The 26,149-nt window shown below is 53.7% G+C and carries 24 protein-coding genes; 15 read left to right on the top strand and 9 right to left on the bottom strand.

Annotated features, from left to right (window positions below; all coding sequences use genetic code 11):
• Nucleotides 1-24: 24 nt before the first annotated feature.
• The 3 genes from VV869_RS12050 to VV869_RS12040 form a co-directional block, all read right to left on the bottom strand.
• Entirely contained in the window at nt 25-390 is a 366-nt protein-coding gene (locus VV869_RS12050) for a 3-hydroxyacyl-ACP dehydratase FabZ family protein (protein ID WP_337735154.1), read from the bottom strand.
• Between the two features lie 13 nt (nt 391-403).
• Nucleotides 404-1,849, bottom strand: a complete 1,446-nt coding sequence (locus VV869_RS12045; RefSeq protein ID WP_337735153.1) for an AMP-binding protein — start codon at nt 1,847-1,849, stop codon at nt 404-406.
• 655 nt (nt 1,850-2,504) lie between these two features.
• The gene (locus VV869_RS12040; RefSeq protein ID WP_337735152.1) at nt 2,505-3,593 is read right to left on the bottom strand and encodes a methyl-accepting chemotaxis protein; all 1,089 of its coding nucleotides are present in this window, start codon (nt 3,591-3,593) and stop codon (nt 2,505-2,507) included.
• Nucleotides 3,594-3,919: 326 nt separating this feature from the next.
• Here VV869_RS12040 and VV869_RS12035 point away from each other — a divergent pair, with 326 nt between their 5' ends.
• Nucleotides 3,920-5,044, top strand: a complete 1,125-nt coding sequence (locus VV869_RS12035; RefSeq protein ID WP_337735151.1) for a helix-turn-helix transcriptional regulator — start codon at nt 3,920-3,922, stop codon at nt 5,042-5,044.
• 280 nt (nt 5,045-5,324) lie between these two features.
• The gene (locus tag VV869_RS12030; protein ID WP_337735150.1) at nt 5,325-8,069 is read left to right on the top strand and encodes a hypothetical protein; all 2,745 of its coding nucleotides are present in this window, start codon (nt 5,325-5,327) and stop codon (nt 8,067-8,069) included.
• Nucleotides 8,070-8,151: 82 nt separating this feature from the next.
• On the opposite strand, the gene VV869_RS12025 is transcribed toward VV869_RS12030, so the two are convergent.
• Complete coding sequence (locus VV869_RS12025) at nt 8,152-9,054, bottom strand: AraC family transcriptional regulator (RefSeq protein WP_337735149.1); 903 nt, start codon at nt 9,052-9,054, stop codon at nt 8,152-8,154.
• 177 nt (nt 9,055-9,231) lie between these two features.
• Between VV869_RS12025 and VV869_RS12020 the strand changes: the two genes are divergently transcribed.
• Nucleotides 9,232-10,383 (top strand): iron-containing alcohol dehydrogenase, encoded by a 1,152-nt coding sequence (locus tag VV869_RS12020; protein WP_337735301.1) that lies wholly within the window; start codon nt 9,232-9,234, stop codon nt 10,381-10,383.
• Between the two features lie 78 nt (nt 10,384-10,461).
• On the opposite strand, the gene VV869_RS12015 is transcribed toward VV869_RS12020, so the two are convergent.
• Nucleotides 10,462-10,914, bottom strand: coding sequence for an Lrp/AsnC family transcriptional regulator (locus tag VV869_RS12015; protein ID WP_261603724.1), 453 nt, complete (start codon nt 10,912-10,914; stop codon nt 10,462-10,464).
• A 192-nt stretch (nt 10,915-11,106) separates the two neighbouring features.
• On the opposite strand from VV869_RS12015, the gene VV869_RS12010 reads away from it, so the two are divergent.
• Entirely contained in the window at nt 11,107-12,030 is a 924-nt protein-coding gene (locus VV869_RS12010) for a DMT family transporter (protein WP_337735148.1), read from the top strand.
• A 114-nt stretch (nt 12,031-12,144) separates the two neighbouring features.
• On the opposite strand, the gene VV869_RS12005 is transcribed toward VV869_RS12010, so the two are convergent.
• Complete coding sequence (locus tag VV869_RS12005; protein ID WP_337735147.1) at nt 12,145-12,429, bottom strand: PepSY domain-containing protein; 285 nt, start codon at nt 12,427-12,429, stop codon at nt 12,145-12,147.
• Between the two features lie 355 nt (nt 12,430-12,784).
• Here VV869_RS12005 and VV869_RS12000 point away from each other — a divergent pair, with 355 nt between their 5' ends.
• Both VV869_RS12000 and yidA read left to right on the top strand, forming a co-directional pair.
• Nucleotides 12,785-14,377, top strand: coding sequence for a phosphoethanolamine transferase (locus VV869_RS12000; protein ID WP_443147314.1), 1,593 nt, complete (start codon nt 12,785-12,787; stop codon nt 14,375-14,377).
• Between the two features lie 153 nt (nt 14,378-14,530).
• The gene (gene yidA / locus VV869_RS11995; protein WP_337735145.1) at nt 14,531-15,340 is read left to right on the top strand and encodes a sugar-phosphatase; all 810 of its coding nucleotides are present in this window, start codon (nt 14,531-14,533) and stop codon (nt 15,338-15,340) included.
• 105 nt (nt 15,341-15,445) lie between these two features.
• Here the strand turns inward: yidA and VV869_RS11990 are convergent, their stop codons facing one another.
• On the bottom strand, nt 15,446-16,402 hold the full coding sequence (locus VV869_RS11990; RefSeq protein WP_337735144.1) for a SphA family protein: 957 nt from the start codon (nt 16,400-16,402) through the stop codon (nt 15,446-15,448).
• Between the two features lie 187 nt (nt 16,403-16,589).
• The gene (locus VV869_RS11985; RefSeq protein ID WP_337735143.1) at nt 16,590-17,576 is read right to left on the bottom strand and encodes a LysR family transcriptional regulator; all 987 of its coding nucleotides are present in this window, start codon (nt 17,574-17,576) and stop codon (nt 16,590-16,592) included.
• A 222-nt stretch (nt 17,577-17,798) separates the two neighbouring features.
• Here VV869_RS11985 and VV869_RS11980 point away from each other — a divergent pair, with 222 nt between their 5' ends.
• The 9 genes from VV869_RS11980 (at nt 17,799) to VV869_RS11940 (ending at nt 25,365) form a co-directional block, all read left to right on the top strand.
• A complete protein-coding gene (locus VV869_RS11980) occupies nt 17,799-18,584 on the top strand; it encodes an ABC transporter substrate-binding protein (RefSeq protein WP_337735142.1) in 786 nt (261 codons plus the stop codon).
• A 42-nt stretch (nt 18,585-18,626) separates the two neighbouring features.
• On the top strand, nt 18,627-19,340 hold the full coding sequence (locus VV869_RS11975) for an ABC transporter permease (RefSeq protein WP_337735141.1): 714 nt from the start codon (nt 18,627-18,629) through the stop codon (nt 19,338-19,340).
• A 12-nt stretch (nt 19,341-19,352) separates the two neighbouring features.
• A complete protein-coding gene (locus VV869_RS11970) occupies nt 19,353-20,159 on the top strand; it encodes an ABC transporter permease (RefSeq protein WP_337735140.1) in 807 nt (268 codons plus the stop codon).
• A complete protein-coding gene (locus VV869_RS11965; protein WP_337735139.1) occupies nt 20,149-20,931 on the top strand; it encodes an ABC transporter ATP-binding protein in 783 nt (260 codons plus the stop codon). The genes VV869_RS11970 and VV869_RS11965 overlap by 11 nt, the downstream gene beginning before the upstream one ends.
• A 154-nt stretch (nt 20,932-21,085) precedes the next feature.
• Complete coding sequence (gene dgcN / locus VV869_RS11960) at nt 21,086-22,096, top strand: N-acetyltransferase DgcN (RefSeq protein ID WP_337735138.1); 1,011 nt, start codon at nt 21,086-21,088, stop codon at nt 22,094-22,096.
• 2 nt (nt 22,097-22,098) lie between these two features.
• Nucleotides 22,099-23,082: an N-acetyl-D-Glu racemase DgcA gene (gene dgcA / locus VV869_RS11955; RefSeq protein ID WP_337735137.1), complete on the top strand. Its 984-nt coding sequence runs from the start codon at nt 22,099-22,101 to the stop codon at nt 23,080-23,082.
• Between the two features lie 348 nt (nt 23,083-23,430).
• Nucleotides 23,431-23,628 carry a hypothetical protein gene (locus VV869_RS11950; protein ID WP_337735136.1) on the top strand — a complete coding sequence of 66 codons (198 nt, stop codon included), beginning with the start codon at nt 23,431-23,433 and terminating at the stop codon, nt 23,626-23,628.
• Nucleotides 23,629-23,780: 152 nt separating this feature from the next.
• Nucleotides 23,781-24,218 carry a thioredoxin TrxC gene (trxC, locus tag VV869_RS11945; protein ID WP_337735135.1) on the top strand — a complete coding sequence of 146 codons (438 nt, stop codon included), beginning with the start codon at nt 23,781-23,783 and terminating at the stop codon, nt 24,216-24,218.
• A 295-nt stretch (nt 24,219-24,513) separates the two neighbouring features.
• On the top strand, nt 24,514-25,365 hold the full coding sequence (locus VV869_RS11940) for a hypothetical protein (RefSeq protein ID WP_337735134.1): 852 nt from the start codon (nt 24,514-24,516) through the stop codon (nt 25,363-25,365).
• Between the two features lie 123 nt (nt 25,366-25,488).
• Here the strand turns inward: VV869_RS11940 and VV869_RS11935 are convergent, their stop codons facing one another.
• Complete coding sequence (locus tag VV869_RS11935; protein WP_337735133.1) at nt 25,489-26,148, bottom strand: HAD family hydrolase; 660 nt, start codon at nt 26,146-26,148, stop codon at nt 25,489-25,491.
• Nucleotide 26,149: the final 1 nt, after the last annotated feature.

Raw genomic sequence — 26,149 nt, 5'->3', positions numbered from 1 at the left:
CTGATGACTCCACTCAATTTCCTGCTACGCCGGAAGAAACCGGATCCGCCCGGACGTATGTATGACTGATTTACCTTCAATATCCGGTGCCGACGCATACCGAAAAGAAAGCTTAGAAATGTCGGACGCCCAGTTCAGCGTCAGAACCACGGTATCGCCGGGCCGGACCGGCTGTTGAAATTTCACGTTTTCCATCCCGGCAAAGACCCATGGTTGCCAGAATTCTTTGCCGAACGCCTGCGCCCAGCCGATTTGAGTCACCCCGGGTAACACCGGATAATTGACAAAATGCCCCTGAAAATCCGCCAGTTCAGGATCAATCCACAAGGTCAGGATCTTCTGATCGGCTTGGCACTGCGTTGACATCACCTGGGGAGCTCGTTTTAGCACGGCTGCGCTTTCCTCAACCTTGTTCATGATCTGCGACACTCACTTCAAAAAGCTGCTGTAACACGCCGACCTGGCGTTTGCCCTGCCGGTTCACGGGCATTTCCTCAACCACCCGAAAACGCCGCGGAATACCAACCGGCTCCAGCCATCCTCGAAGCGCCCGACGCAGTTGCATCCAGAACTGGCCTTTACCAACCTGGCTCAGCAATTGCCGGCCTTCGGTGGTCAGCCTGAGTACGGCGCCGAGGGCCAGTCGTTCTCCCTGCTGTAGCGGCAGCACCGCAGCCTCTTCGACCCAGGTTAACTGGATCAGCCGACGCTCGACTTCCGCCAGAGAAATGCGCTTCTCTTCAATCTTCACCACCCGATCGGCCCGGCCTTTCAACAAAAAATGCCGGTCGCCGCGCAGCTCTCCCAGATCATCAGTCTGGTACCAGTGCTTTGCATCGATAAATGGCGAGCGGATTTGCAGGCAATGCTGCGCATTGACCGACATTTCAATCGGATCAAACAGCTGCCAGCTAGTCTGTGCATCCTGTTGCTGCCGATAGCCGATCCCGCCGGTCTCGGTGCTCCCGAACACTTCATGTGGCAAAGAACCCAACAGAGCCTTACTGTGCCGGGCAGCCGCCAATGGCAGCGGGCCGCCGGACGAGAAAATAGCGCGGTATGGTGCAACCGAAGCCGCCGTGGTATCGCCCAGCCGTTTCAACAACGCCGGACTGGTGATCAACGTGGTCGACACACCGGCAGCAGCAACCACCTGCTCTGGGTAATCCAGGGCCTGGCGGCTGAATGGCCGACCTGCGCACAGCGGCCACAACACCCGGAACAACAGGCCATAAATGTGTTGATGAGATACCGTGCTGACAACCTGCGTCTCTGCCAGTTCAGTGCCCCACTGGCGCTCCAGCGCGTCGATTTCCGCTTCCAATCCGGATAAAGATTTCCCCACCGCCCTCGGTTTGCCGCTGGAGCCGGAAGTAAATAACGTCAGTAAGACGTGCTCAGCCGACAACGTCGTCAGTGGCTGGCCGGTGACTGGCACCGGTCGATATCCGGGGAGTGAGTACGCATGCGCTATCTCGACCAGATCCGGGCGGTCATGTAACAACCCGTCAAATTGATCAACAAGTTCGGCCAGCGCTTCAGGCTGACTATTTCCGGGCAAAATCAGATGTTTTCCGGCATGTGCTGCCGCCATGAATCCCACAGCAAAGTGGTAGCTATCATCAAAACACAAGGCCCACCGGCGGGCTTTTTGGCCGCACAGCCACTCGGTCCAGGCCGCCACGTCGGCGGTAAACTGCGACCAGCTCAGCTGTTCATCGCCTGTAAAAGCGACGCTTAACGCCTCGGGCCGAGCGGACAACATCACTTCTGATAAAGCATGAAACCCCACTGACAAGGGTTTAGCAGGCGCCAGCGGGGCGCTGTCCGTGTTCCTGATTGTATTCACCAACCTATCCTATTGATTTTTATTACCCGACTTAAAATGCAACAGGATGCATTTGTTCTCCAGAAAATTCTGACATCCGATGAGGTGGATGCGATGGAGCTCACTATGATGTTTAATTTTCAAACCGTTCACGGAGGATAAACCGGAGTGACCAATGCAATTGCCATCGGCACACGAGGGGGAATTCTATTTTTGTGAATTCGGTCACAAGAAGGGAATCAAAGTTTTATTTCCCGGATATTATCAAGTGCAGACCTATATTTTCCATACACCGTCGATACCAAAAAATAAATGTGTATTTTTATGAATAAACAACAGAACGGACAAAATAAAACGTCATTTGACAAATTTAAATTAAACAAGCTCTCAGGTACGCCGGTTTTCATTCTCCATGAAGTCGGTATATTGAATATCAGGCTTTCATGAACCCGACATGACAAATTGTCACCTGGTCCATAAAGCAACCCTTCACACCAGTTCAAACGTGATTAAATGTTGAGTTTAGTAACCAAGAAAAGGAGTGTTAATATGGCGAAGCGCGTATCAAATAAGCGTATTAAAGAAATTTTGAAAGATGCTAAAGAGAAAAAATCATAATTAAAAAGCCTCCATATTCTGGAGGCTTTTTTCTAACCCTTAAATTTTATCTCATCAATTAAGCATGCGTGACCCGAGCAATCAGATCATCAATCAGCTCGACAACTTCTTTACTGGCTCTTTCCATCGCCGCCGTCGACGTCAGTAGCAAATCATAATCGCCTGCCTGTTTAGCCTGCAAAGCCTGTTTCCCCATGTCATGCACGGCCTGGTGAGGACGATCAATGGCCTGAAAAACATCCAGGTGGCGATAATGCTCATAGCCCGCCCCCTGAAAATACCAATGGCCCAACCGGCATTCTGTATGACCGTTGACGGCACCATAATTGCTGGTCGCTAAGCGGTTATAAATGTCGTTCTTCCAAACAGTATGGTCTAATTTAACCGTTTCCAGGAAAGCCCGAACCGACGTCGATTCAATCACATCTTTCATCTGACTACTGCTGGATAACACCTGCTCAATCACGGCACCAATCTGGACATTACTGCAAGAGACTTCCTCGACACAGGCAAGATTCTCTTCGTTGGCCGCTTTCAGCCCTTCAGTCAATGATTTAACTTCGCTCACCAGGGTGTCAATATTGTTACTGGCTTCATTACTGGTGGCAGCCAGACTACGAACTTCATCCGCGACAACCGCAAATCCCCGTCCGGATTCCCCCGCCCGCGCCGCTTCAATCGCCGCATTTAAAGCCAGCAAGTTGGTTTGATCGGAGATATTACGAATCACCTCCAGGAATTTATTAATCCCTGCGGCGGCTTCATCCAGCCGCACCACCAGAGATTTACTCTGCTCCGCCTGCTGGACAATCATCTGCGTGCGGGATCCCAACCGTTTCACGGCATCCCGGGTCTGGCCGAAAATATCTGCCAGTTCAGATAAATGGTGCTCTTCTGCATGTAATTGTTCAGCACTGTCAATTAGGCTGGTGCGAATCGTATTGAGTAGCTCATTCCCTTGCTGTTGATGCGCGGATAATTCGGCATTCAAGACCACTTTCGACTCCAGCTTGGTGTGCTTCTCCCCTTTTCGTTCGAGCTGTTGTGTCAACGCCGCAATCTCTTCATGCAGCGCCCGCACTTCAGCATCATGTTGGTTTTGTTTTTTTTGTAGGGCATCCTGATGCCGACTTTTGGAGATAAACATTCGCACTCTCTTGCTACCGTGAAACACAGCCAATTTATTGACACCTTTCAGCTTAACCATACCTGATTGCCATAATCGGCGAAATAGGAAAGCAGACACCAATGCTGAAAAAGGCCAGAAAAAATTTAATTTGTGGTCACAGTCACACCCCTTATTCCCGCAAGAAAACCAGTGTTAAAACGCATTGTCATTTCTTCTAAAATAATCAGAAAAATTATTTTTTCTCCTGAAATCATTCCCACTATGATTAATATCAAAGTTAACACTAAACTTGCGCTCACTGCATATCTGTCAACTGGATGCACCATTCAAACCCGGAGGATATAATGACCACAACCCGCCCCCTCGAGGATTTGATCAAACAATTGTACGGCGCCTTAATTTTGCCGGATGGATTCACGCCTTTTTTCTCCGAATTTATCCGGCAGTTTAATTTACGCTCCGGCGGCGTGCTGATGGCAAATCAGATCTCCGGGGAAACCCGGATCATTTGGTGCGAAGGTCTCTCGATCACTGATTTATCCACTTTTCAGACTCACTACGAACACATTGATCCCTTAGTCGGTCAGTTGACCCAGTCACAGCCGGGGCATTTTTGCTACCTCGGCGTTGAGACAACCAAACAACTGCAAATCACCCACCCGGATTACTACCAGCAATGGCTCAGTCCATTGGATATTCAGTATGCTGCCGGCGCGGTTCTGGCCGCAGATGAAGAATGGGTCAGCCAGCTTTTCTTTCAACGCCGGGCTGATCAGGGGGATTTTACAGCCGATGAGCGGCGCACCCTGACCCAACTGCTTCCCCATATTCAGCACGCGCTTCACCTGTATCACCTGAAAGTTGATCAAGATAAATCCCACCTCCTCTCACAATTGCTGTTTGATCAAATTCAGTTGCCGGTTCTGCTGGTGGATCAATTCGGGAACGTCTGTCAGCAGAATGCGAAAGCCTGCCAGTACCTGGCCCATACTCATTCTGTGAAAGTGCTGAATCGCCGTATTCATTGGCACAACCCGCAAAAAACAGCAGAGATCCGCCAGGCCATCCAACACAGTATTGCGCATGAACAAGTCGAAACCCTGCAATTGAACTCCTGCCAGATGATGCCGGTGATCGTCACCGTCACTCCGCTGCTGGCGGTGGATACCGACGCCGAAACAGGCGCCGCGGTCTTTATCTACAATGCCGATAACAAGCCCACATTGGATCCGCAGGCCCTGATGGCCCTGTTCCAACTGTCGAGAAATGAAGCCAATGTCAGCTGCAGCCTTGTGGACGGACTCTCACCCGCAGAAATTGCCGAGCGACACTACCTCTCCCCCGAAACTGTACGCACCTATATCAAGCGGATCATGAAAAAGACCGATACGTCGCGGCAAAGTGAACTCGTGGCGAAACTCGTCGCCAGCCCGGCCTACTATGCTTCTTCAAATCAGCCGATCCGTTAATTCCGCGCAAGTCGGTCAAGGCTCTATCCCCTTTAAATTATAAATTTCTCAAGATTGAAACATTTTTGTCCCCAGATGGGGACAGCTTTTGTGGCTACGCATTCATATTCTTTGCTAGTCACTTCCGACTTCAGTGTCCAGAAACAAGTTCACTTGATTTTCCGCAGTTGGATCTGAATTCATATTTCACATTTGCCGGGCTCCATTGCCCGGCTCAGGTCAATTGCTATCCAGGTGACATGGATGATTTCAAAAAAGCGTAGAGAGTAAGGTACCCAATATGGATAAATTAAGGATCGCCTGTTTCATCAGCACACTGACGCTGTTAGCCGCCTGTGATGATGACAGCAGTTCAACCCACAGCAATACAGGGACTGAGGACACCCCCACCACCAGCTTTAGTGTCAGTGTCGATGCCCCGTCACAACTTTTAAACAACGCCAATAGTCAAGCCAGCACATCATTTGGACTGTTTAGCCTTGCTTATGCTGACGCTGTTAATGACTTAACCCGGGATAATTTCGCCGTCGCCGTCATCGGACCTGACGGTAACGTCATCGAAACCGTCAAACTCACCAGCGATAATTGGCAACAAGAATCCGATGGTACTTATGTCATTACTTTACCAGGCGGTGAGCGTCTGGACTGTGTCGTCCTGGTTTCCCTCGATGACGGGACACCGGCTGTTCAGCTTGGGGAGCAATTACCATCAGATGTCCTGCTGGCACCCACGACCTCAAATCAGCTTCAGGTCGATCTGAACAGCAGTGTCGCCTACCAGGCAATATTGAAGGAAATTACCTCAGTGGATGGCTGGGGGGATTACGCCGGTGCTGTTGGCAGCAGTCCGACTGATGTTGAGTCCGCCGATGATCTGGTCAGCAAGCTCATTGCTAACGTAGCCGAAAATGTCGACAGTCTTGTCAACAGCCTGGGCGATTTGAACTTTACCGTCGCCACGATTCTGCAAACACCAGAGATACAAGAGCTGGCAACCAATGTCGTTGAGCGTATTCAAACTGAACGACAGATGGTGACCACCAATACCGCAACAGCGCTTGAAAATGGGATCTGGTGGTTATGGGCCGACAAGTGGGATGGAAACAACACAGCGCTGGTTGAGCTGGAAGCCGGTAACATCAGTTTCAGTAATGGTGTCACCACAGAGAATATTTATGAGTGGGACTCATACAGTGAAGATGCTATCGAACTGACTGAAGCTGATATGACGTCTACCCAAAGCCTGGATGCCATTGATACAGATGGCATGGAGATCGATAGCTGGGTACTCACGCAGGACTCAGATGAAGCCTGGCAAGCTGCCTATGATATGCTCGTGTTCCGCTCAGCCGATCAAAACAAAGCCGTTTTCGCCGATATTGGTCTGCATCAGGATCCAAGCCTGGATCATCAATTCTCCCTCAAAGAAATTGACCTCTTCGGCAAAAAGGTGGCACCTTTCCTGAGCTATTCTCACACTCAGGCATATCTGCCTTATTTACCCGATGGTCTGAAATTTCCCCAAGGGGCCAAAGGTTACAAAATTGAAGAGCAAGCCAGCACGGAGGCTCGCTACGAGCTCTGGCATGACGACGACTGCGACGTACCGCTCAATGGAAACTGTAACCAGGCTTGGTTAAACCTTGATGCCGAGGCTCCGACTGAGCTGTCTGCGATTACCACTGAAACCGCCAGTGACGGGCAGCAAATAAACGATATTCAAGGCGTCTGGCTTTCCAGGAACACCCTGGCTGAGTTGGTGAATGACGCAAGTAAAACACTGGTGTTGTGGTATCGGACTGCCGGCGATAACTTTGTTAAATCCCATACCGATACTTGGCAGGCAACGACCGTTCATGGCCAAACACTGTATCAGTTTACCGTGCCAGAGGAGCTTGCCGGAGCCGACAATGATTTTGACGAAGATGAGCGCCAGGTCTTCTTCGCCGTACAAAATGGCTATGTTCGTAAAGGTGCAATCAAAAGCAGTGTGGATACGGATGATGAAATCCTGTTAAACCAAGTCGCAATTGATACCATCTATAACAACGCCAGTGTCGACAACCTGCCGCAATTCGAGCGCTGCACCGAGGGGGATAAAGCAGCATCGGCCTCTGAAGCAGACTTCCTTCAGTCACTTGCAACTTGCGGATACCTTGCAGCCGATGCCTATGTGGGCCTCTTCCATAACATGAACCTGCTCCGGGTGAATGGGAGTGGCGGCACGCACGCCTATCAGTTCAATGAAGGGGGAACACTCGAATACTTCAAAGATGGCCTGCAACGTACGCCACGCCAGTGGGAGCTCGACAACGGCCTGATCCGCATCAGCTACGGAGACAACGATCCGAGTTATGAGCTTCTTGCACTGACTCAGGTCGATATCGACAGCAGCAGCTATGCATTTAAGGTTTACACGCATGACGCCTATCCCGGCGAGCCACTGGTGGATGAAATCTGGTCCTATGTCGCCAAGATCCACAATCCTCAAGTCAGCGTTAACACCTGCACGTTGGACGATTCCGACTACGACGATGCAAACGAAGTACCTTTCGAAGGCCATGAGAAAACCATGGACAACTTCAATGCCGCGGTTGCAGCGTGTATGACTTACCCAGCTGACAACCGAAAGGCGTTGTTCACCAATGAAGGACTACAAAACAGGGCCTGGCAGGCCATCGACGAAGAAACCGAGTACTTGATGTATTTTGATACAGATGGAGACAATGACGGCTGGTTTGACGGGCTCTACCGAAACGTAGATCCGAATGACACCGAGGAAGTCAGCTTTGAGTGGCAAATCGTTAACGGCCAACTTGAACTCAACGCCGAAATCGATGGCATCGACTTGACTGAGCACAGCACAATAGTCGCCACCAACGGGATTGAGTTCAGTGTCAAACTCTTTACCTGGCAGTCCAACTGGGTCACTGACTTTGACTACATGGATGAAACTGAAGGGGAGATCTGGAGTGAAGCGTATCGTGTGATTGAGCACGACGATGTTCCTGCCCTGCCGCAGTAAGCCGCAGTAAATAGAAAACCAACCACTGCTCATTCAGAGCCGCTCTCCTGAGCGGCTTTTTTCATCACAAGCCAATCACCGGCTAAGATGCCATCGCGCCAATCTCTGCCGCTTTGCTCGGCGGCAAACCGAAATAGCGCTTAAACTCGCGACTGAACTGCGCCGCACTTTCATAGCCGACCTGAGTCGCTGCCACATTGGCTGGCATCCCATCCTGAACAATCAGGGTCCGGGCTTTGTTCAGACGGATTTTCTTAATGTATTGCAGCGGCGGATCCGTCACCACTTGCTTAAAGGTCCGGTGAAATGCCGAGGTACTCATGTCGGCCATCTGGGCCAGCTCATCAATCACCAGCTTCTGTGGATAATGGGCCTGCACGTGGTTGATCACCTTCGAAACCCGCGCCAGGGCACTGTCCTGTTTACAATATTGCGACAGCAAATGCCCCTGCTTACCCTGCAACAACAAGTAGAAAAACTCCCGGAGAAGCTGCGGCCCCAGCACCCTGGCATCCAGCGGATGTTGCATCGCCCTCAGCAGGCGCGCCATGCAATCGGTCACCTGAGGCGTTATCGGAGAAGCCGCAACCCCCCGGCCATGCAGGTCCGAATCGAATACAAATGGGGGATCCTGCTGCTCCAGCGTTTCCACCAGTTGCTGAATCGTCGCCAAATCAAATTCAATATCGACCCCAATCAACGGGGCATCTTCCGACGCAAAGGTTTCACAGGCTATCGGATACGGCGTCGCCACAATCAGACAATGTTCGGTATCATATTCAAACTGGTAATCGTTCAAGTGGCCGATCTTGTTGCCCTGAAAAAGGACCACCACGCCCTGTTGGTACATTTGCGGGGTGACCTTGCAATACTGGGTCAGTCGAAACAGCCGAACCCCGGGGATCAGGGTTTCGACACGCCCTTGCCGTCTATCCAGCCCATAATACTGACAAACGGACTCGGCCAAAGTGGCATTCTTTTTCATACACGCTCCTCCACCCGCTCATCATCGCTTTTCCGCCGCAAAGTACAAGGCTTTTTGCCCGATAAGCAGAATCAGGCAAATATCAGACAGAATTGTGTATTAACCAATCGGCGATGCTCACCTAAACTCATTCCCCAGAAACAGCCTCGACGCTGGATACACACACCGGAGCAAATGATGAACAAATTTACTTATCACAACCCGACACGCATTCATTTCGGAGAAGGCCAAATCGCGGCAATTGCCAACGATATCCCTCAAGATAAGAAAGTCCTGGTGCTTTACGGCGGCGGCTCGATTAAAAGCAATGGCGTTTATGATCAGGTCGTAGCTGCGCTTGCCGATCACCAGTGGGGAGAGTTTTCCGGCATTGAGCCAAACCCACAGTACGATACCCTGATGCAAGCGGTTGCCAAAATTCAGTCCGAAGGCTATGACTACCTGCTGGCCGTCGGCGGCGGCTCGGTGATTGACGGCACCAAATTCGTCGCTGCAGCGGCGAGCTACACCGGTGACGATCCTTGGCACATCCTGGCCAACAATGAACCGGTGACTGCTGCACTGCCACTGGCCTGTGTCCTGACGCTACCGGCCACCGGCTCAGAAAACAACATGGGCTCCGTGGTCTCCCGCGGGAAAGACAAGCTGGCCTTTATGTCGCCGCTGGTTCAGCCGCGCTTTGCCGTCTTGGATCCGCAAACCACGCTCAGCCTGTCGCCACGTCAGGTTGCCAATGGTGTGGTCGATGCTTATGTCCACGTGATGGAGCAGTACCTGACCTACCCGGCTGAGGCCAAAGTCCAGGACCGCTTCGCCGAAGGCTTGCTGCTCACGTTGATCGAAGAAGGCCCGAAAGCGCTGGCAACCCCGAACGATATGGCGGTGCGCTCTAACGTCATGTGGGCCGCCACCCAAGCACTGAATGGTCTGATTGGCGTGGGGGTTCCTCAAGACTGGACCACCCACATGATTGGCCACGAGCTGACCGGTAACTACGGCATCGACCATGCCCGTACCCTGAGCATCGTGCTGCCGGCAGTGATGCAAGAACAACGCAGCGCCAAAGAAGCGAAATTGCTGCAATACGGCGAGCGTATCTTCGGTATCACTGAAGGCACCACAGAGGAGCGCATTGATGCCGCCATCGCTCAAACCATCGCGTTCTTCAAGCAAATGACGGTGCCAACCCGTCTGGCTGATGTAGAACTGGGGAGCGATGCAGTCGATGTCATCATGGCCAGCCTGGAAAGCCACGGCATGACCGCGCTGGGCGAGCACGGCAAGATCGGGCTGGCTGAGAGCCGCGCGATCCTCAACACCGCGCTGTAATCTTACACCACCGAGAAAACAGGAAAAGGAATCGACGAAGCAGCCTCCGGGCTGCTTTTTTTCACCCTGACTCGCCACTTATCTCATCGGCAGTGGTGTGCCCTGCTTCACCGGACGAATCGCGAGGTTGGTATTGATGTCCTGCACCATACTTAAGGTTTGCAGCTTGCGCATGAAGGCTTCGTAATGGGCCAGATCTTTGCTGACCACTTCCATCAGGTAATCATAAGCGCCGGAAATCACATGGCAGCTGATCACTTCATCCATGGTTTCAACCGCCGTTTCAAATTCACTGATCACCTGGTCCCGGTGCTGGCTGAGTCGGACATTGACGAAAAAGGTCATCATCAACCCCATTTTCTGGCGATCCAATTTAACCTGATACCCTGAAATCACCCCATCCGCTTCCAGCTTGCGGATCCGCCGGGCACAGGGGGAAACGGACAAACCGACCATATCCGCAATCTCAGCCGTTGTCTTGCGGACATCACTTTGCAGTGCCGCGAGGATCTGCTTGTCTTTGGTATCCATTTATATCCCTTCGCTCCATTGTTCTGCCGATGAAATCACCCACAATCTCATCCTTGGCAAAAATGACCAATATTTCAGGTCATATTAGTTAATTCAGGCAAAATTCATAGTTATTGACACCTATTTTGCCAACGATATCCCATCCCCCTTCGCCATAATGATAGTTCCCACAACCCACAGGCAAAATGAACGATGGAACGTTTACAATCCAAGCAGCTCGGAGCAGGATTACTGGCGATGCTGGCCACCTTACTGATCTGGTCAAGTTTTTTTCTCTCCCTCCGCGCATCGGGCAGTTCGATGCTGACCGTCGGCGATATGGCGCTGCTGCGTTTCTTACCGGCGGCACTGTTTTTCGGCGCACTCAGCCTCCCCAAAGCCAGTCAAGTCGCTGCGACGCCGAAACGCTACCTGCTGGCGATCGCCTTTGGCGCCGGGCTTCCCTTTATGCTGTTGGCAGCCAACGGACTGCGCATGGCCCCGGTAGCCGATGGCGCATCGCTGATCCCGGGGATCCTGCCGTTGTTTGTCTCTTCCATTGCTGTTTTCTGTTATCGGGAGAAAATCTCAGATGCCCGTAAGGTTGGGATTGGGTTGATTGTGGTGGGCATTGGCCTTTTTGTTGCCAACTCCCTGTTCCGCGGTCAGTTACAAATCGTTCAGGGCCACGGCTTGCTTCTGGCTGCCAGCTTCAGTTGGGCCTGGTTCACCATCGCCATGCGAGTCAGCGGCCTGAGCCCCACCAGCAGCGGCGCAGTCCTGGCCGGTTCGGCTTGCCTGCTGCTTGCCGTTTGCGGCCTTACCGGCTGGCTGGAGTTTAATCTACTCTCAGCACCGGTGAACGAAGTGTTCACTCATTTTCTGATCCAGGGCATTGTGGTCGGTATTCTGTCGAACTACTGCTACGGTTTTGCCATTTCCCGGCTTGGCGCAGAAATGAGCGCCGCGCTGGGTTCATTCACCCCGGTCGTCGCTGCGCTGCTGGCTGTGCCTCTATTTGGCGAATCCATTTCTTCCACCGCCGCCCTGGCCATGGGCTGTATCGTTTGTGGCGCCCTGGCCGCCAGTGAGCTGATCCGAAGAAAGCCAGCCCTCCCCTTACAAGCCTCCAGTTAGCAGAAGTCCCCTGCTTAGTCCCTGTCAGCCGTGTCGGTAGCGTGTGGTAGTATTCAAAGTTTTGTGTCTTTCCCGCACACAGACGCTGACAGGGACAAACAGACCTACTCTGATCTAACCATAGCGATTCTCTTTCACTTTACTCAGATCCACCGGACTGAAATAGACGTCCACTTTGGTTCCGTCCTGATCAAACCCATGCAGCTTGTAACAGTTCGAGCGCGTTTTTTGAAAGGTTCGAATCTGGTACCCCTGATGCTGGAGCTCTGCTCTGGCCTGCGCCATCGGCAACCATGCCTCTTGCGGTTGCGTCGAGCACACATCATCAGAATGGAATGACGAGGCCAACAAAGTCAGTAATGCAGTCACAAAGATTGAGGTTGGAATAGAAACAGGCATATGCATCCCCCTTTTAACGATTGCTCAAGGGTAAGCGTTGCACTATTTTCTTAAGGGACACTGAAATCCATGCATCAATTTCAAGACTAGAGGTCAATCGATCCGCCATGAAAGTCATTGAATAAGCATCGTTCTGCAGTGAAATAATTTCAGCCTTGGTGAAATTATTTATCTTTTTAACGAATACACAACAGAACCTTTTCGATAACAGAGTACATCACAGTTTCAGTTTATCCTCAATTTCTCTTAAGTGTATCTTAAGCTTGGCCCGCTAGCCTTGAATCACTTCATTCCAAATGGGCTTTCGAACTTGAACAAACTCACCACGGCAATTCTAAAAACGCCTCAAGTGGAAATGAGCGCCACCCGCTATATTTTATTGGTTGCGGCTTATTTTGCCTTTGTCCTCAACCTGCCTGTTTTAGAAAAGATCTATCAACTGGCATCAACCAGTTCAATGAGCTTCGTCGCCAGTAGCCCGGTACTGCTACTCTTCTGTTTTGTCATTATTTTTTCGTTATTCTCGTTTCCCTTGCTGCTCAAACCTTTCACCATCACTTTAACGTTAATTTCATCATTAACCTTTTATGCCGCGATCAAATACAACGTTATTTTTGACTACGGCATGGTCGAAAACGTTTTTGAAACGAATGTTGGCGAGGCCTATTCCTATCTCAACCCAAGCGCAATTTTATTTTTTACGATATTCGGAATCATCCCATCCATCTTCCTTAGCCTGATTACCGTTAAAAAATCAAACACCCTGTTCAAAGCGGTTTCAAGTCGGCTTGGTGCGATTGTGATTTCAGTACTGGGAATCATCTTGATTGCCCTTTTGTTCTATAAAGATTATGCCTCGGTCGGGCGCAACAACAGTTATCTGAATAAAATGATTAACCCGGCGTTTGCCTTTAACAGCCTGAAATATATCCAACGCAATTACCTGTCAGCCCCTCAGGCCTATCAACCGCTGGGGCAGGACGCCAAACTAAAACCAGTCCCGAACGGCAAACCTAATCTGGTGGTCCTGGTTGTCGGTGAAACCGCCCGGGCCATGAATTACCGCTACAACGGTTACAGCCGCAACACCAACCCGTTTACAGAAAACCAGGATCTCATCGCGATGCAGCATGTCTCCTCCTGCGGGACAGCCACCGCCGTGTCGGTTCCCTGCATGTTTTCAAATATGAACCGCAGCAACTATCACAAAGCCACCGCGTCCAATCGGGACAATGCCATGGATATCATCGGTCATAGCGGCGTCGCGCTGACCTGGATTGATAATGACGGCGGGGACAAGGGCATCGCAAAAAACTTTCAGCGCATTGAAGTCGACCCCAACGCCAATGCCCGCTTGTGCAAAGACGACGCCTGTTATGACGAAGTCCTGCTCCCGATGCTTGATCAGCAGGTACAGGCCAAGACCGGCAACCAACTGATCGCATTCCATATTATGGGCAGCCACGGCCCTACGTATTACAAGCGCTATCCGCGCTCACAGGCCCGATTCTTACCGGATTGCCAGCGCAGTGATATTGAGCATTGCTCTGATCAACAAATTATCAATACCTACGATAATACGATTGCCTATACCGATTATGTGTTGGCGCTGCTCATCAAGCAGCTCAAAACCTACACCGACCAGTACAACGTGGCCCTGATGTACATTTCAGATCACGGGGAATCACTGGGGGAAAAAGGGCTCTACCTGCACGGCACACCCTATATGATCGCGCCGGAAGTCCAGACCACCGTCCCTTGGCTCCTCTGGATTCCGGATCAATATGCAACGCAACAGCACATTGATCGGGACTGTCTGAAATCCCTGGCCAACGGGACGCAACTGTCGCATGACAACTTCTTCCACACCTTGATCGGATTTTATGGTGTCACCACCCAGGACAAAAACGACAGCCTGGACATTATGAACCGCTGCCGTATTTCATAGGATGAAACGTCACGGACCACTGACGACCTGCCATGTTCCGCTGTGCTGCTCTCTGTCCCCGGCAGGAAGCGCCATCATTTTGCCGCCATTCGAAATATCGATTTGATCACACAAATTGACTATGATGGGGGCAAAATGATGATGGAGAGCACAATGTATAAACTGATTGCCCTGGATATGGACGGCACCCTGCTCAATTCTGACAAGCAGGTGTCCCCCCGGACCAAACAAGCCATTGCGGATGCCCGCGCACAAGGGGTGAAAGTCGTCCTGGCCTCCGGCCGGCCTCTTGAAGGAATGACCGCCTACCTGACGGAATTAGACATGCTCAGCGACGATGATTTCGTTCTGAGCTACAACGCCTCCCTGATCCAGCGGGTTGCAAGCCGCCAAATCATTCACCGCCAGGTGATTCAGGGCCGTGATGCCAAGAATGTTGCCAGTCTGGCTGCTGATCTGGGCGTCCATGTGCATGCCTTTTCTCCCGAGCGCGGCCTGATCACCCCACAAAACAGCCGCTATACCGAGCATGAATCCACCCTCAATGGCATGCCAATCACCGAGCTGGATTTCGCGGAACTGGACGATCAAGAGGAAATCATCAAAGTGATGATGGTGGCCGACCCGGACATTCTATCCGCCGCCATTAGCAAGCTGCCAGCCATGCTGTACGAGCAGTATTCCGTGGTCCAAAGTGCGCCCTTCTTTCTGGAAGTGCTGCATCCGCAAAGCAATAAAGGCGCCGGGGTTGCCATGCTGGCTGAGCACCTGAAAATCTCAGCGGATGAGGTGATCTGCATGGGTGATGCGGGCAATGACCATCATATGATCCGCTATGCCGGCCTGGGTGTGGCGATGGGCAACGCCTGCGACGCCACCAAGGCGCTGGCTGACCACATCACCGACACCAACGACAATGACGGCGTCGCTCAGGTGATCGAGTCGTTTGTGCTCAAGCCTTAACCTCTGCAACGGCAATTACAGCTACAGCGACAGCTAGGCCGATAGAAAAAGAAAGGTTGCAGGCAAACAAAAGCCACTGTTTTTCTTAGACAAACGCCTGCAACCTTAATACGAAAAACTGAGATTGAAAGACAGCATCTCGCCGTCAAACTGCCGTTGGGCATCGAGCGTCGTAAGCCACTTCAGCTCCCCGCTCAGGGTGCCGCCGGCCTGAAAACGCCGGTAACTCAGCACAGGTCCCAATCCCAACGACCGGCCCTGAAACGATCCGGACCGCGCACCGTCACCGCTGTCTGCGGTTAACTGTTGGGTCCAATAACCACTGATCCCAATGCCGGTAAAGCCGCCCAGCAATATCACGTACTGGCTGAGCGTCGATTCAACGGACGCCTGGATCCCGGACAAATAATCCGTAGCCCGGTTTTGACTATGAATGTCGATCCCGGCATGCAATGAGAAGGCTTGCCCTAGCGCCGGCTCCTGATAGGACAATGAAAACACCGGGCGCAGCGTCCAGTAATTATCGCCGGGATTTGCCAGTCGCCCCGGCTCATAGCTGCCGGTCGGGACAATCAGGCTCAGCCGGAACTGCTGGCGCCAATACTCTGCGGTGCTTCGCGAAACCATCAGGGGGATCAGCTCCAGATCGCCCAGGCCGCTCTCCGCAGCATGGTTCGCATCCCTGAGATTCGCGCTCGAACGCGCAGTCACTTCAGACGTCACATAAGGCAACTTCAACGCTGCGGCATAAGTCCAATCCCCGGCCAGCGCCCACCACGGACGCCAGAGCAACCCGACCGCCCATTCCCGCTCGTCCGTCCCTACGCCCGACGCCAGCCCGCCACTCATCGGCACGGCATTCTCTGCCATAGTTCCGTCTGCCATGGTCCCTTCGTAATGATGAAACCACAGCCGCACGGCAAAATGCTCCTCGTCCGGCACCCACAGCGCCATCGCGGACAAGGCCCCGGGTTGGTAGCGCCCGCCGCCTTCCGCTGCTCTCGCCCCGTTTCCCAGGCAAAGTCCCACCAATACCATGACGATTACGACATGCCGCCCCATACATACGCACCTCTGCGGCACCACACTCAGCGCCACCGCCCGCTTGACCTGCGAGCGTTTCAATCAGATCCAATCTATGGGGAGAGCTTAGCCAATCGCCACCCGGAAACGGCGATCAGCGCAGAGAATAAGCAGCGAATATTATGAGTGAGAAAAAAGTATTAGATAGAGAACATTCTGCGCAGGATCACGTGCTTTCACGGCCTGTTGCCCCTGATTCTGGCTCATCAAAGTACACCTGTTCGACATTCAGGCTGACGGCTTCGCGCAGCATCGCCAGAAAACGTTTCTCAACGTCGGTCAGCGGCGTCGTTTCCGGCGTCACCAGATACACCGCGGCCGTCGGCAAGCGGTCATAAGGCGGCAGTTGCCACAGATGCCCCAGCTCGACGAATGGCTTCGCCCCTTCGACCGTCAGCGAGCCAAACCCGACCCCGGCCAGGATCAAGCGGCGGATCTCCTCTTCGTTGGAAGAAACCGCCACCAGCTTGCCCCAGAACGGCAACTGGGTCCGCAATTGGGCAATGGCACTGAGCCCCTCCCCCGGCTGATCGCTCTCAAACGACACATAGGACAAGCCGCTGAGCGCCTCCGGCTCCAGGGTCTCGCGGCCAAACAGCGAATGACTGCGGCCGCAGTAAAATCCCATCCGCTCATAGCCCAGCAAATCAAAACAGAGCCCGGTTTGCGACACTTTCTTGTTACTCAAACCGATATGCAACTCCCCGTTTCCGACGGCCCGGACAATTTCCGCACTCGGCTGGGTATTGATGGTGATCAGCACATTCGGATACAGCTGATGGAAGCGGGCCAGGGTCTGATCAAAGGCCGGACAGTGAATATGACTGGCAATCTGGATATCGATTTCGCCCTGGATCTCGCTTTCATTGTGCGAGAACTGCTCCGCCATGTCCGTCAGTACCCGGCGGGTGGACGCGGCAAACTCATACACCCGAAGGCCCTGGTAGGTCAGGGTAAACACCCCTTTGCGCCGGGTGATCAACTGTACCCCGAGGTGCGATTCCAGCCGCTTCAGCGCATTGCTGACGCTGGGCTGGCTGAGCGAAAGCTTTCGCGCCGCGCCGGTAATGCTCTTTTCATCAACAATGGTGAGAAAGGTGTACAGCAAGTTCCAGTCTAAGTTGCGTAATAAACGTTCATGAGAAGAAAGCATGCAATCCGTTTTCCTGTGTTCGTGCAGTTTTCACATAGCGTGAGGCTATGGATAGCATAACGATTCTCCATTTGCAAAACATTAACATTTTAATAACACTCAGATTGAAGTCCGGTTGCTGCGATAACGTAGAAGAGGATCGTGCAGCCCGGCCCCGCAAGGGCCGAGGAAAACCGGCAACCTGCAAACACACACAGGAAGTACCTCACAAAGGGAATAATAATGAAAAAAACAGCTTGTTCACTTGCACTGTCCGTCCTGCTTGTATCTATGCCGTTTACTCAGGCGCAGGCCAAAGAAACCACCCTGCGCATCGGTACGGAAGGCGCGTATCCGCCATTCAACTACTTCACTGCCGATGGTCAGCTGGCGGGATTTGATATTGATATCGGCAATGCGCTGTGCGAGAAAATGAACGTCAAGTGCACCTTTGTTGCTCAGGACTGGGAAGGCATCATCCCGGCGCTGCTCGCCGGGAAATACGATACCGTGATTGCGTCGATGTTCATCACCGAGAAGCGCAAGCAACGCGTTGACTTCACGAACCCGTATCAGAAATCAGCCATGACCTTCGTGGTCCCCAAAGACTCCAAGCTCAGCGACTTTTCACCGCAAGCGCTGGCCGGCATGACCATCGGTGCCCAGGGCTCCAGTACGCAGGGCGACTATCTCACTGCGCTGTATCCTGAATCGGACGTCCGCCTGTACCCCACCCAAGATGCCGTGAACCTCGATCTGGTTTCCGGTCGCCTGGACGCACAGGTCGGCGACATCATTCCGATGATGAGCTGGGTCAAAGACAGCCAGGACGGCCAGTGCTGTAAGCTTGCCGGAAATCTGATCACCGATCCGACCTATGTTGGCGAAGGCGTCGGCATTGCCGTGCGCCAGGAAGATGATGCCCTGCGCCAGAAGCTGAACAAAGCGCTGGCCGACATCGTTGCCGACGGCACCTATCAAGCCATTAACGACAAGTATTTCTCTGTCAACATCCTGACGCTGAAATAACCGAGCGGATGTCACCTGCATATCAGCCTCAGAGGAAACTTTATGCAATGGTTTGATTACCTTAGCTTCGGCCAGCACGGTTGGGGCGATGAACTGCTCAGCGGCCTGGGGATCACCCTGGGCCTTGCCCTGGTGACTTTGCCGATTGGGCTGGTGCTTGGCTTTACCGTTGCGGCAGCTTCGGTTTCCGGCAAGCCGCTGGCCCGGGCCATCGCCACCTTTTTCACTACCACCATTCGGGGGATCCCCGAACTGCTGACCCTGTTCATGATTTATCATGGTGCCGGGATGCTGATCAACAGCACGCTGAAGGCCCTCAATCCCGACGCCGAATTTTTCGAGCTCAGCCCGTTTATCGCCGGAACCATCGCCCTCGGCCTGGTGTTCGCCGGCTACGCCGGAGAAGTGCTGCGCGGTGCCTGGCAAGCGCTGGATCGCGGCCAGATCGAAGCCGGCCTGGCGATTGGCCTGTGTCGCAGCCAAATCTTTGTTCGGATTGAGCTACCGCAACTGATCCGTCTGGCGCTGCCGGGCCTCGGCAACCTCTGGATCAACCTGGTCAAAGACACCGCGCTGGTTTCCGTGATTGCGCTCAACGATTTGATGCGGATGGCCAACGTCGCCGTCGGCGCGACGAAAAAGCCGTTTGTCTTCTTCCTCGCCGTTTGCCTGATCTACTGGACCATCTGCCTGTGCTTCGAATGGTGCCTGGGCAGAATTGAGCAACGTGCCAACCGCGGCATTCGCGCCTCATAAAAGGAAGCCTCTATGTTCGATATGCTCATCAACTACGGGCCGAAATTACTTGACGGCGCGGTCATGACCCTGAAGCTGACCTTCATCGCCGTGACCATTGCCCTGGTGCTGTCGCTGCCGCTGGCGATGCTGCGCCGCAGCCCGGTCGCGCTTTGCCGGTATCCGGTACGCCTGTATATTTCATTTTTCCGCGGCACCCCGCTGCTGGCACAGCTGTTTCTGGTCTACTACGGTTCCGGCCAGTTTCGCCCGGAGCTGACCGAGCTGGGCCTGTGGTGGTTCTTCCGCGACCCGTACTACTGCGCCCTGTTCGCCTTTACCCTGAACTCGACCGCCTACCAGATCGAGATCCTGCGCGGCGCGCTGCAAGCCGTCCCGCCGGGTGAAGTGGAAGCCGGGGTCGCGATCGGCATGCCGCGCCCGCTGCTGTATCGCAAAATCATTCTGCCGCACACCTACCGGATCGCGTTTCCGGCACTGGGCAACGAGATCATCCTGATGCTCAAGGGCGGTGCGATTGCCAGCGTGATCACCCTACTGGATCTGATGGGCCAGACCCGCCGGATCTTCTCGCAGACCTTTGATATCTCGATCTATGTCTGGGCAGCCCTGTGCTACCTGCTGATCACCACGGTGTTCGTGCTGATCTGGCGTCGACTCGAGCGCCGCCTGTCCCGCCACCTGCACGTGGTGGTGAATCGTCCGTCAACACCGGTCCGCGCCACCGCGCAAGCCCCGGCGCGACAGACGCCCGAGAAACAACCCACACCGAGCAGCACCCTGACCGTTCAAGCCAAGGAGGCGACCCATGTCCGTTAATGCACCCGCCGAGTTCGCCCTGGAAGCAGATGATCTGCACAAGTCCTTCGGCAATATTGAAGTGCTCAAAGGCGTTTCACTGGCAGCCAAAAAGCACGATGTGATAACTATCATCGGCGCCAGCGGCTCCGGTAAAAGCACCTTCCTCCGCTGCCTGAATTTGCTGGAAACCCCGACCAGCGGCCGCCTGCGAGTTCACGGGGAGGAGTTGGATCTATCCCTGGCCGCCAACGGCCACCACGGCAAAGCCCTGCAACAGCAAATCGAGCGCACCCGCGCTCACCTCGGCATGGTGTTCCAGCAATTCAACCTCTGGACCCATATGACAGTGCTGGAGAATGTCATGCTGGGCCCGTGTACCGTGCTGAAGCGGGATAAAGACGAGGTCGAAGAAAAAGCCAAGGCCCTGCTGGATCGGGTCGGGATGCTGGAGAAATGCCACATGTACCCGGATCAGCTCTCCGGCGGCCAGAAACAACGGGTCGCGATTGCCCGGGCACTGGCGATGGATCCGGACGTGATCCTGCTCGATGAGCCGACCTCGGCCCTCGACCCGGAGCTGGTCAATGAGGTACTGCTGGTGATCCGCGAGCTGGCGAAGGAAGGCCGCACCATGATCATGGTCACCCACGAAATGCGCTTTGCCTGCGATGTCTCCTCGCATGTCATCTTCCTCCACCAGGGACAGATTGAAGAGCAAGGGCCACCGTCACAGCTGTTTCACAACCCACAATCGGAACACTTACAGCGATTTTTATCATCTCAGTACTAATGCACTGATTTTATTTACCAAAGCGATTGATTTACAAAAGCAGTTTTTTACCTAAACAGCTTTATACCTGAACATTTTTTTACGAAAACAAACAGAGCCCTTTGCATCGATTGAGTTCGAAGGGCCAATGTATGCCTATAGAGAGGACAATGCCATGTCAATGACTGAACTGAAAACCCCATACCTCGTTTTCCTGGGTGATGCGAAAGATCTGCTAATGGCCAAAGTGGCGAAAGGGGTTGCCCACTGGCGTCCGGAGAAATGTCTGGCCCAGTACCGTCTGCCCGAAGCCAAGGCCGATCTCGGCCTGCCGGAAATGTCGATTCAGGCCGCTGCGGAAGCGGGTGCCAAAACCCTGATCCTGGGCCTGGCACCGATGGGCGGCACCCTGCCGCAGAGCTGGATCCCCCTGCTGATTGAAGCCATGGAAGCGGGCATGGACATCGCCAACGGCCTGCATATTCGTCTGAACGGCATTGAAGATCTGGTTGCAGTGGCCAACCGCACCGGCCGCCGCCTGATCGACGTCCGCCATCCGGACCTGTCGCTGGTCTGCGGCAGCGGCAAGCCTCGCTCAGGCAAGCGCCTGCTGACAGTCGGCAGTGACTGCTGCGTCGGGAAAATGTTTACCGCTCTGGCCATTCACAGAGAGATGGAAAACCGCCAGCTGAAGGCGACCTTCCGCGCGACCGGCCAGACCGGGATTCTGATTGAAGGCTCAGGCGTGCCGATCGATGCCGTGGTCTCCGACTTTACCTCCGGCATGATCGAGCAACTCAGCCCGGCCAATGACGTCGATCACTGGGACATCATTGAGGGCCAGGGTTCAGTGCTGCACCCTGCCTATGCGGGGGTCAGCTTAGGCTTGCTGCACGGCGCTCAGGCCGATGTGATCATTCTGTGCCACGAAGAAGGCCGGATCCAGATGGACGAAATGGAAGGCTTTGAAGTGCCGGACTTCGACACCCTGATCGAAACCAACCTGCATCTGGGCCGGGTCACCAACCCGAATATCCGCCTGGGCGGCATTGCCCTGAACACCTCGTCCCTGTCGGAAGAAGACGCGATGAAAGCCATTGCCCGCTATCAGGCCAAATATGGTGTGCCCGTGGTGGATCCGGTGCGTACCGGCGTCGCGGCCATCGTTGACGGGCTGGAGGGCTAACCATGCGCAAGATGACAGTCACGGTCGAACAATGGCCGTTGAAACAGCCGTTTGTGATTTCCCGAATGGATCCCATGCTGCATGGCGAAGTGGTGGTGGTCGAAATTGAACAGGATGGCCTGATCGGCCGCGGCGAGTGTGAACGCAGCGACGTGTTCGAGCCGGATTATCCGCCGGTGCTGCCGGTGATTGAAGCGGCCCGCGATGCCATCGAGCAAGGGGCCAGCCGCGAAGCGTTGCTATCGCTCATGCCCCCGGGTTGTGCGCGTAATGCCGTCGACTGCGCTCTGTTTGAGCTTGAAGCCAAGCAAAAAGGCTGCGCAGGCTGGCAGCTGGCCGGGTTTGATCAGGCACCGCAACCGGTGACCACGGTCTTTACCCTGTCGCTGGACACCCCGTCTAACATGGCCGCCATGGCGGCCAAGAACAAAGACCGCCCATTACTGAAACTCAAGCTGGGCCGGGAAGGCGACATCGAACGCGTAGCAGCGGTTCGTGCCGCCGCGCCGGACACCCGGTTGGTCATTGACGCCAACACCGGTTGGAGCTTAGCGCAGCTCAAAGACTATCTGCCGAAGCTGGCGGAACTGGGGGTGGAGATGGTCGAGCAACCGCTGCCGCCGGGACAGGATCACCTGCTGGAAGGCATTGATCCGATCATCCCGATCGCTGCCGATGAATCCTGTATCGATCGCAGCTCGCTGCCTGAACTGGTCGGGCGCTATCAAATCGTCAATATCAAGCTGGACAAAACCGGCGGGATGACCGAAGCCCTGGCTCTACTGAAAGATGCCAAAGCACAGGGATTTGAGATCATGATTGGCTGCATGATCGGCACCTCCCTGGCCATGGCGCCTGCCCTGCTGCTGGCACAGCAGGCACGTTGGGTCGATATCGACGGGCCGATCCTGCTAAGCAAAGACCGCGACGGCGGACTGGGCTATCACGGCAGTACCGTCCATCCGGCCGAAGGTCTGTGGGGCTAAACCACAACTGTCGGTCTCAACGGCACAAGAATTGATTCAAAAAACAGTTGGCTCACAAGAATGAAAAAGCAGGACCGCCCGGTCCTGCTTTTTCATGGGTTCACCCGTTCAAATTATCGCCACTAATCAGCGAACAGGTGTACGCAAAACTCTTGATCTCACACCGCTTTTATCAAGGGGCGGAATCTTCAAAGATACTCCCGAATCGCCTGCCGTCAAAGCAGGATTTCACGCAATTTGCACAATTATGCGATATATCACAAAGTCGATTTGATTGGCTTAACGCGGAAAAATTCGTTTGATAAAGATACGTTGAATTTGACGCAGGGGTTACTTTAGGAGGTAATTGTGTCTATCAATTCTATCGACCATAACGAAATTGCAGATGTCGCCTCTAAATGGGATTTCAAAGATGAAACCGCGACAAACGTTGCGCGCAGCAAGCGCCAACAAGCTGAAGCCAGACGCCGAATCGAAATGCTGCGTGATATCCGTGAAAGCGGCTTAACCATTGAGGAAGCAAAAGAACTGGGGTTATTACACTAACAGAGCCGTCTTTGTCCGTTAGGCTGGCGCACTGCTCCGGACTGCGCGCTAGCCTGATAGAAAGCTTCTATCGCATCAATCTATTTTTCCGGCTTTTCTAATCTTGGGGTAGTCGTTACATTATTGCCAATCCCGCTAAATGGAACGCAATTATGAGTACACTGACTACCCGTTGCCCACACTGCCAGGCAATGAACCGAATTCCTGCCGAGCGCATCAATGACGCAGCCACGTGCGGCGCCTGTAAAGACAAATTGCTGGATGGCAAACCGGTTGAAGGCACCATCGATAACTTCTTGTCCCTGATCCAGGGCGACAAACCGGTTGTGGTTGATTTCTGGGCTCCTTGGTGTAACCCATGTGTCGGTTTTGCGCCGATTTTTGAAGATGTTGCAGCCGAGCGAAACGGCGACGTCCGCTTCGTTAAAATCGATACCGAAACCCAGCAAGCGCTGGCGGCACAGTACCGCATCCGCAGTATCCCGACCATTATGGTGTTCAAAAACGGCCAGATGGTCGACACCATCAACGGCGCACTGCCGAAAAGCCAGTTTGATCAGTGGCTGAACCAGGCATTGACCAAGGCATAAATTGCTGTCGTCACCCTGTTCCCCTTTTGCCTGATTCGGCCCGTTCAATTCACGCCCTGCAACTGCAGGGCGTTTTTCATGGTTAGCTCACAGTACTTCTCTTCCCTGCTGACTACAGGCCCCGCCTTGCCAGCCTGCCGACTCAGCGCGTCCCCAACCGGGACAACCTTGACGCTTTTCAGGACTTCGGCGTTTCATTGTTGAGAAGCATCCCCAATGATAGTTGCGCTTTTAAGCCGCTGAGTCTTATATACTTAATGGTATTCGCTTGCGTGCTTCACAGGTCTCCTTGTCTATGAAAATCTGCCCTAACCGCTTGTCACTCATCTCGCTCCTGCCCTTACTGGTTGCGGGTTGCAGCAGCACATCTTCCTTTTTCTCCGGTGGCAGCGAATATAGTTTCCGGGGTTCGGCAGAGAGCTTTATTCGCATGAATGACACCCGCAGCAACGGCGCTGAAGTGGACAAGGGACTGTTCTATCCCAAGAGCGCGTTTTCCTTTACCTACCGCTATTGCGCCAGCAGCCCGGCGGCAGCCCAGCAGGACATGGCCGAATTTAATGAGTTGGCCAAACGAGTTTGTGATGTCAACAAGGGCAAGATCATTCATCAGGATACCGGCAGTTGGTGTGTGAATTATCCGGACACGGCTAATGAACAGCCGATCTTTTACGCCCGAATTTCCAGCACCGAGTTATGGGCCGACTTGTGCCTGGACGGGCCTTTCGTGACCCTGAAAGTGATTGAAAACACGGAAGCGGATCCGAACGAATGGTATCAGGCGGCGAAGGTGCTCGGCTATCAACCCTATTCTCAGCACCGCCAGCTACTTCCGGCCCCCACCACCGGCCAGTTGCTCCAGCCTGAAAAAGAGCCCATCGCAACCGAATTCTGGAACGAAGAGAGCCAGTATATCTACACCAATGTCGGCTCCTTGGTGTGCCTGTATAACCGACCGGCAGGAGAAAACGTCGGGTATACCTACCGGGGAACGGTCCACAGCGTGAATAACGGCCTGGTGAAAGTCGCTGCGACGACCAAACTGAAAGGGGACATTCGCACCGCCCCGGCGCTGGAGCCGATGGAATGGCACCACCCGATGGCCTATATCACCGCCGCCGCCAACGCCTGGTTTGTCTGCGGTTAAAAGTCAGGCGCCATTTTTTTTTCCTGCTCGGGCGCTCACGAAACACGTGTTGCTGTGCACAGATAGACAAACACCGCCTCAAGGACGGTGTTTACGAGATGTGCTTGGTCTGCTGAGCAGGCATTACCCCCAGTTCAGTACCTGCCAGTTTTCCCGGTCTGCGTGCTGCACCAACTGCGCACACGGATTCACGAGGTAGGCATAGTCTGCATGCAGGCACAACGGCAAATCATTGATGGAATCGGTGTAGAAATGGACTTCCGAATACCCCTCAGGCTGAGCCAGTAACCACTGCTCCAGGCACGTCACTTTGCCTTCGCGATAGCTCGGTGTGCCCTCAATGGCAGCGGTATAGCTGTCTTCTGTCTCGACCAGATTGATCCCGATGGCGTGCTCAATGCCGATCCGCCGTGCGATCGCTTCAACCAGAAATGCCACCGAAGCGGAAATGATCACCATCGTCACCCCATCCTGCTTGAGTTGGCGGATCAACGCTTCAGCCTGAGGAAACAGTTTCGGCAGGATATGCTGGTCAACACAGCGATCCACCAGCGCGGTCAGCTGTGCTTTCGGCATCCCCGCCAGAGGCGCCATGGAAAACGTCAGATAATCTTCCATCTTCATGTCACCCTTGGCATAGCGCACCATCAGTTGCCGATCCTGCTCCAGAAAACCGGGAGTCGTGACAATCCCCTCCTCGACCAGAAACGCATTCCACAGCATGGCGCAGTCTGCATCAAACAGGGTATCGTCCATATCAAAAACATACAGCGGTTTGGACATT

This window comes from Photobacterium sp. MCCC 1A19761, from assembly GCF_037389125.1.
Lineage (GTDB): Bacteria > Pseudomonadota > Gammaproteobacteria > Enterobacterales > Vibrionaceae > Photobacterium.
This window is presented reverse-complemented; position numbering and strand designations above follow the sequence as displayed.

Excerpts from the sequence above, each read along its gene's own strand:
- VV869_RS12040 (WP_337735152.1), bottom strand. The coding sequence starts at position 3,593 with ATGTTTATCTCCAAAAGTCGGCATCAGGATGCCCTACAAAAAAAACAA.
- VV869_RS12035 (WP_337735151.1), top strand. The coding sequence starts at position 3,920 with ATGACCACAACCCGCCCCCTCGAGGATTTGATCAAACAATTGTACGGC.
- VV869_RS12030 (WP_337735150.1), top strand. The coding sequence starts at position 5,325 with ATGGATAAATTAAGGATCGCCTGTTTCATCAGCACACTGACGCTGTTA.
- VV869_RS12025 (WP_337735149.1), bottom strand. The coding sequence starts at position 9,054 with ATGAAAAAGAATGCCACTTTGGCCGAGTCCGTTTGTCAGTATTATGGG.
- VV869_RS12020 (WP_337735301.1), top strand. The coding sequence starts at position 9,232 with ATGAACAAATTTACTTATCACAACCCGACACGCATTCATTTCGGAGAA.
- VV869_RS12015 (WP_261603724.1), bottom strand. The coding sequence starts at position 10,914 with ATGGATACCAAAGACAAGCAGATCCTCGCGGCACTGCAAAGTGATGTC.
- VV869_RS12010 (WP_337735148.1), top strand. The coding sequence starts at position 11,107 with ATGGAACGTTTACAATCCAAGCAGCTCGGAGCAGGATTACTGGCGATG.
- VV869_RS12005 (WP_337735147.1), bottom strand. The coding sequence starts at position 12,429 with ATGCCTGTTTCTATTCCAACCTCAATCTTTGTGACTGCATTACTGACT.
- VV869_RS12000 (WP_443147314.1), top strand. The coding sequence starts at position 12,785 with ATGAGCGCCACCCGCTATATTTTATTGGTTGCGGCTTATTTTGCCTTT.
- yidA (WP_337735145.1), top strand. The coding sequence starts at position 14,531 with ATGTATAAACTGATTGCCCTGGATATGGACGGCACCCTGCTCAATTCT.
- VV869_RS11990 (WP_337735144.1), bottom strand. The coding sequence starts at position 16,402 with ATGGGGCGGCATGTCGTAATCGTCATGGTATTGGTGGGACTTTGCCTG.
- VV869_RS11985 (WP_337735143.1), bottom strand. The coding sequence starts at position 17,576 with ATGCTTTCTTCTCATGAACGTTTATTACGCAACTTAGACTGGAACTTG.
- VV869_RS11980 (WP_337735142.1), top strand. The coding sequence starts at position 17,799 with ATGAAAAAAACAGCTTGTTCACTTGCACTGTCCGTCCTGCTTGTATCT.
- VV869_RS11975 (WP_337735141.1), top strand. The coding sequence starts at position 18,627 with ATGCAATGGTTTGATTACCTTAGCTTCGGCCAGCACGGTTGGGGCGAT.
- VV869_RS11970 (WP_337735140.1), top strand. The coding sequence starts at position 19,353 with ATGTTCGATATGCTCATCAACTACGGGCCGAAATTACTTGACGGCGCG.
- VV869_RS11965 (WP_337735139.1), top strand. The coding sequence starts at position 20,149 with ATGTCCGTTAATGCACCCGCCGAGTTCGCCCTGGAAGCAGATGATCTG.
- dgcN (WP_337735138.1), top strand. The coding sequence starts at position 21,086 with ATGTCAATGACTGAACTGAAAACCCCATACCTCGTTTTCCTGGGTGAT.
- dgcA (WP_337735137.1), top strand. The coding sequence starts at position 22,099 with ATGCGCAAGATGACAGTCACGGTCGAACAATGGCCGTTGAAACAGCCG.
- trxC (WP_337735135.1), top strand. The coding sequence starts at position 23,781 with ATGAGTACACTGACTACCCGTTGCCCACACTGCCAGGCAATGAACCGA.
- VV869_RS11940 (WP_337735134.1), top strand. The coding sequence starts at position 24,514 with ATGAAAATCTGCCCTAACCGCTTGTCACTCATCTCGCTCCTGCCCTTA.
- VV869_RS11935 (WP_337735133.1), bottom strand. The coding sequence starts at position 26,148 with ATGTCCAAACCGCTGTATGTTTTTGATATGGACGATACCCTGTTTGAT.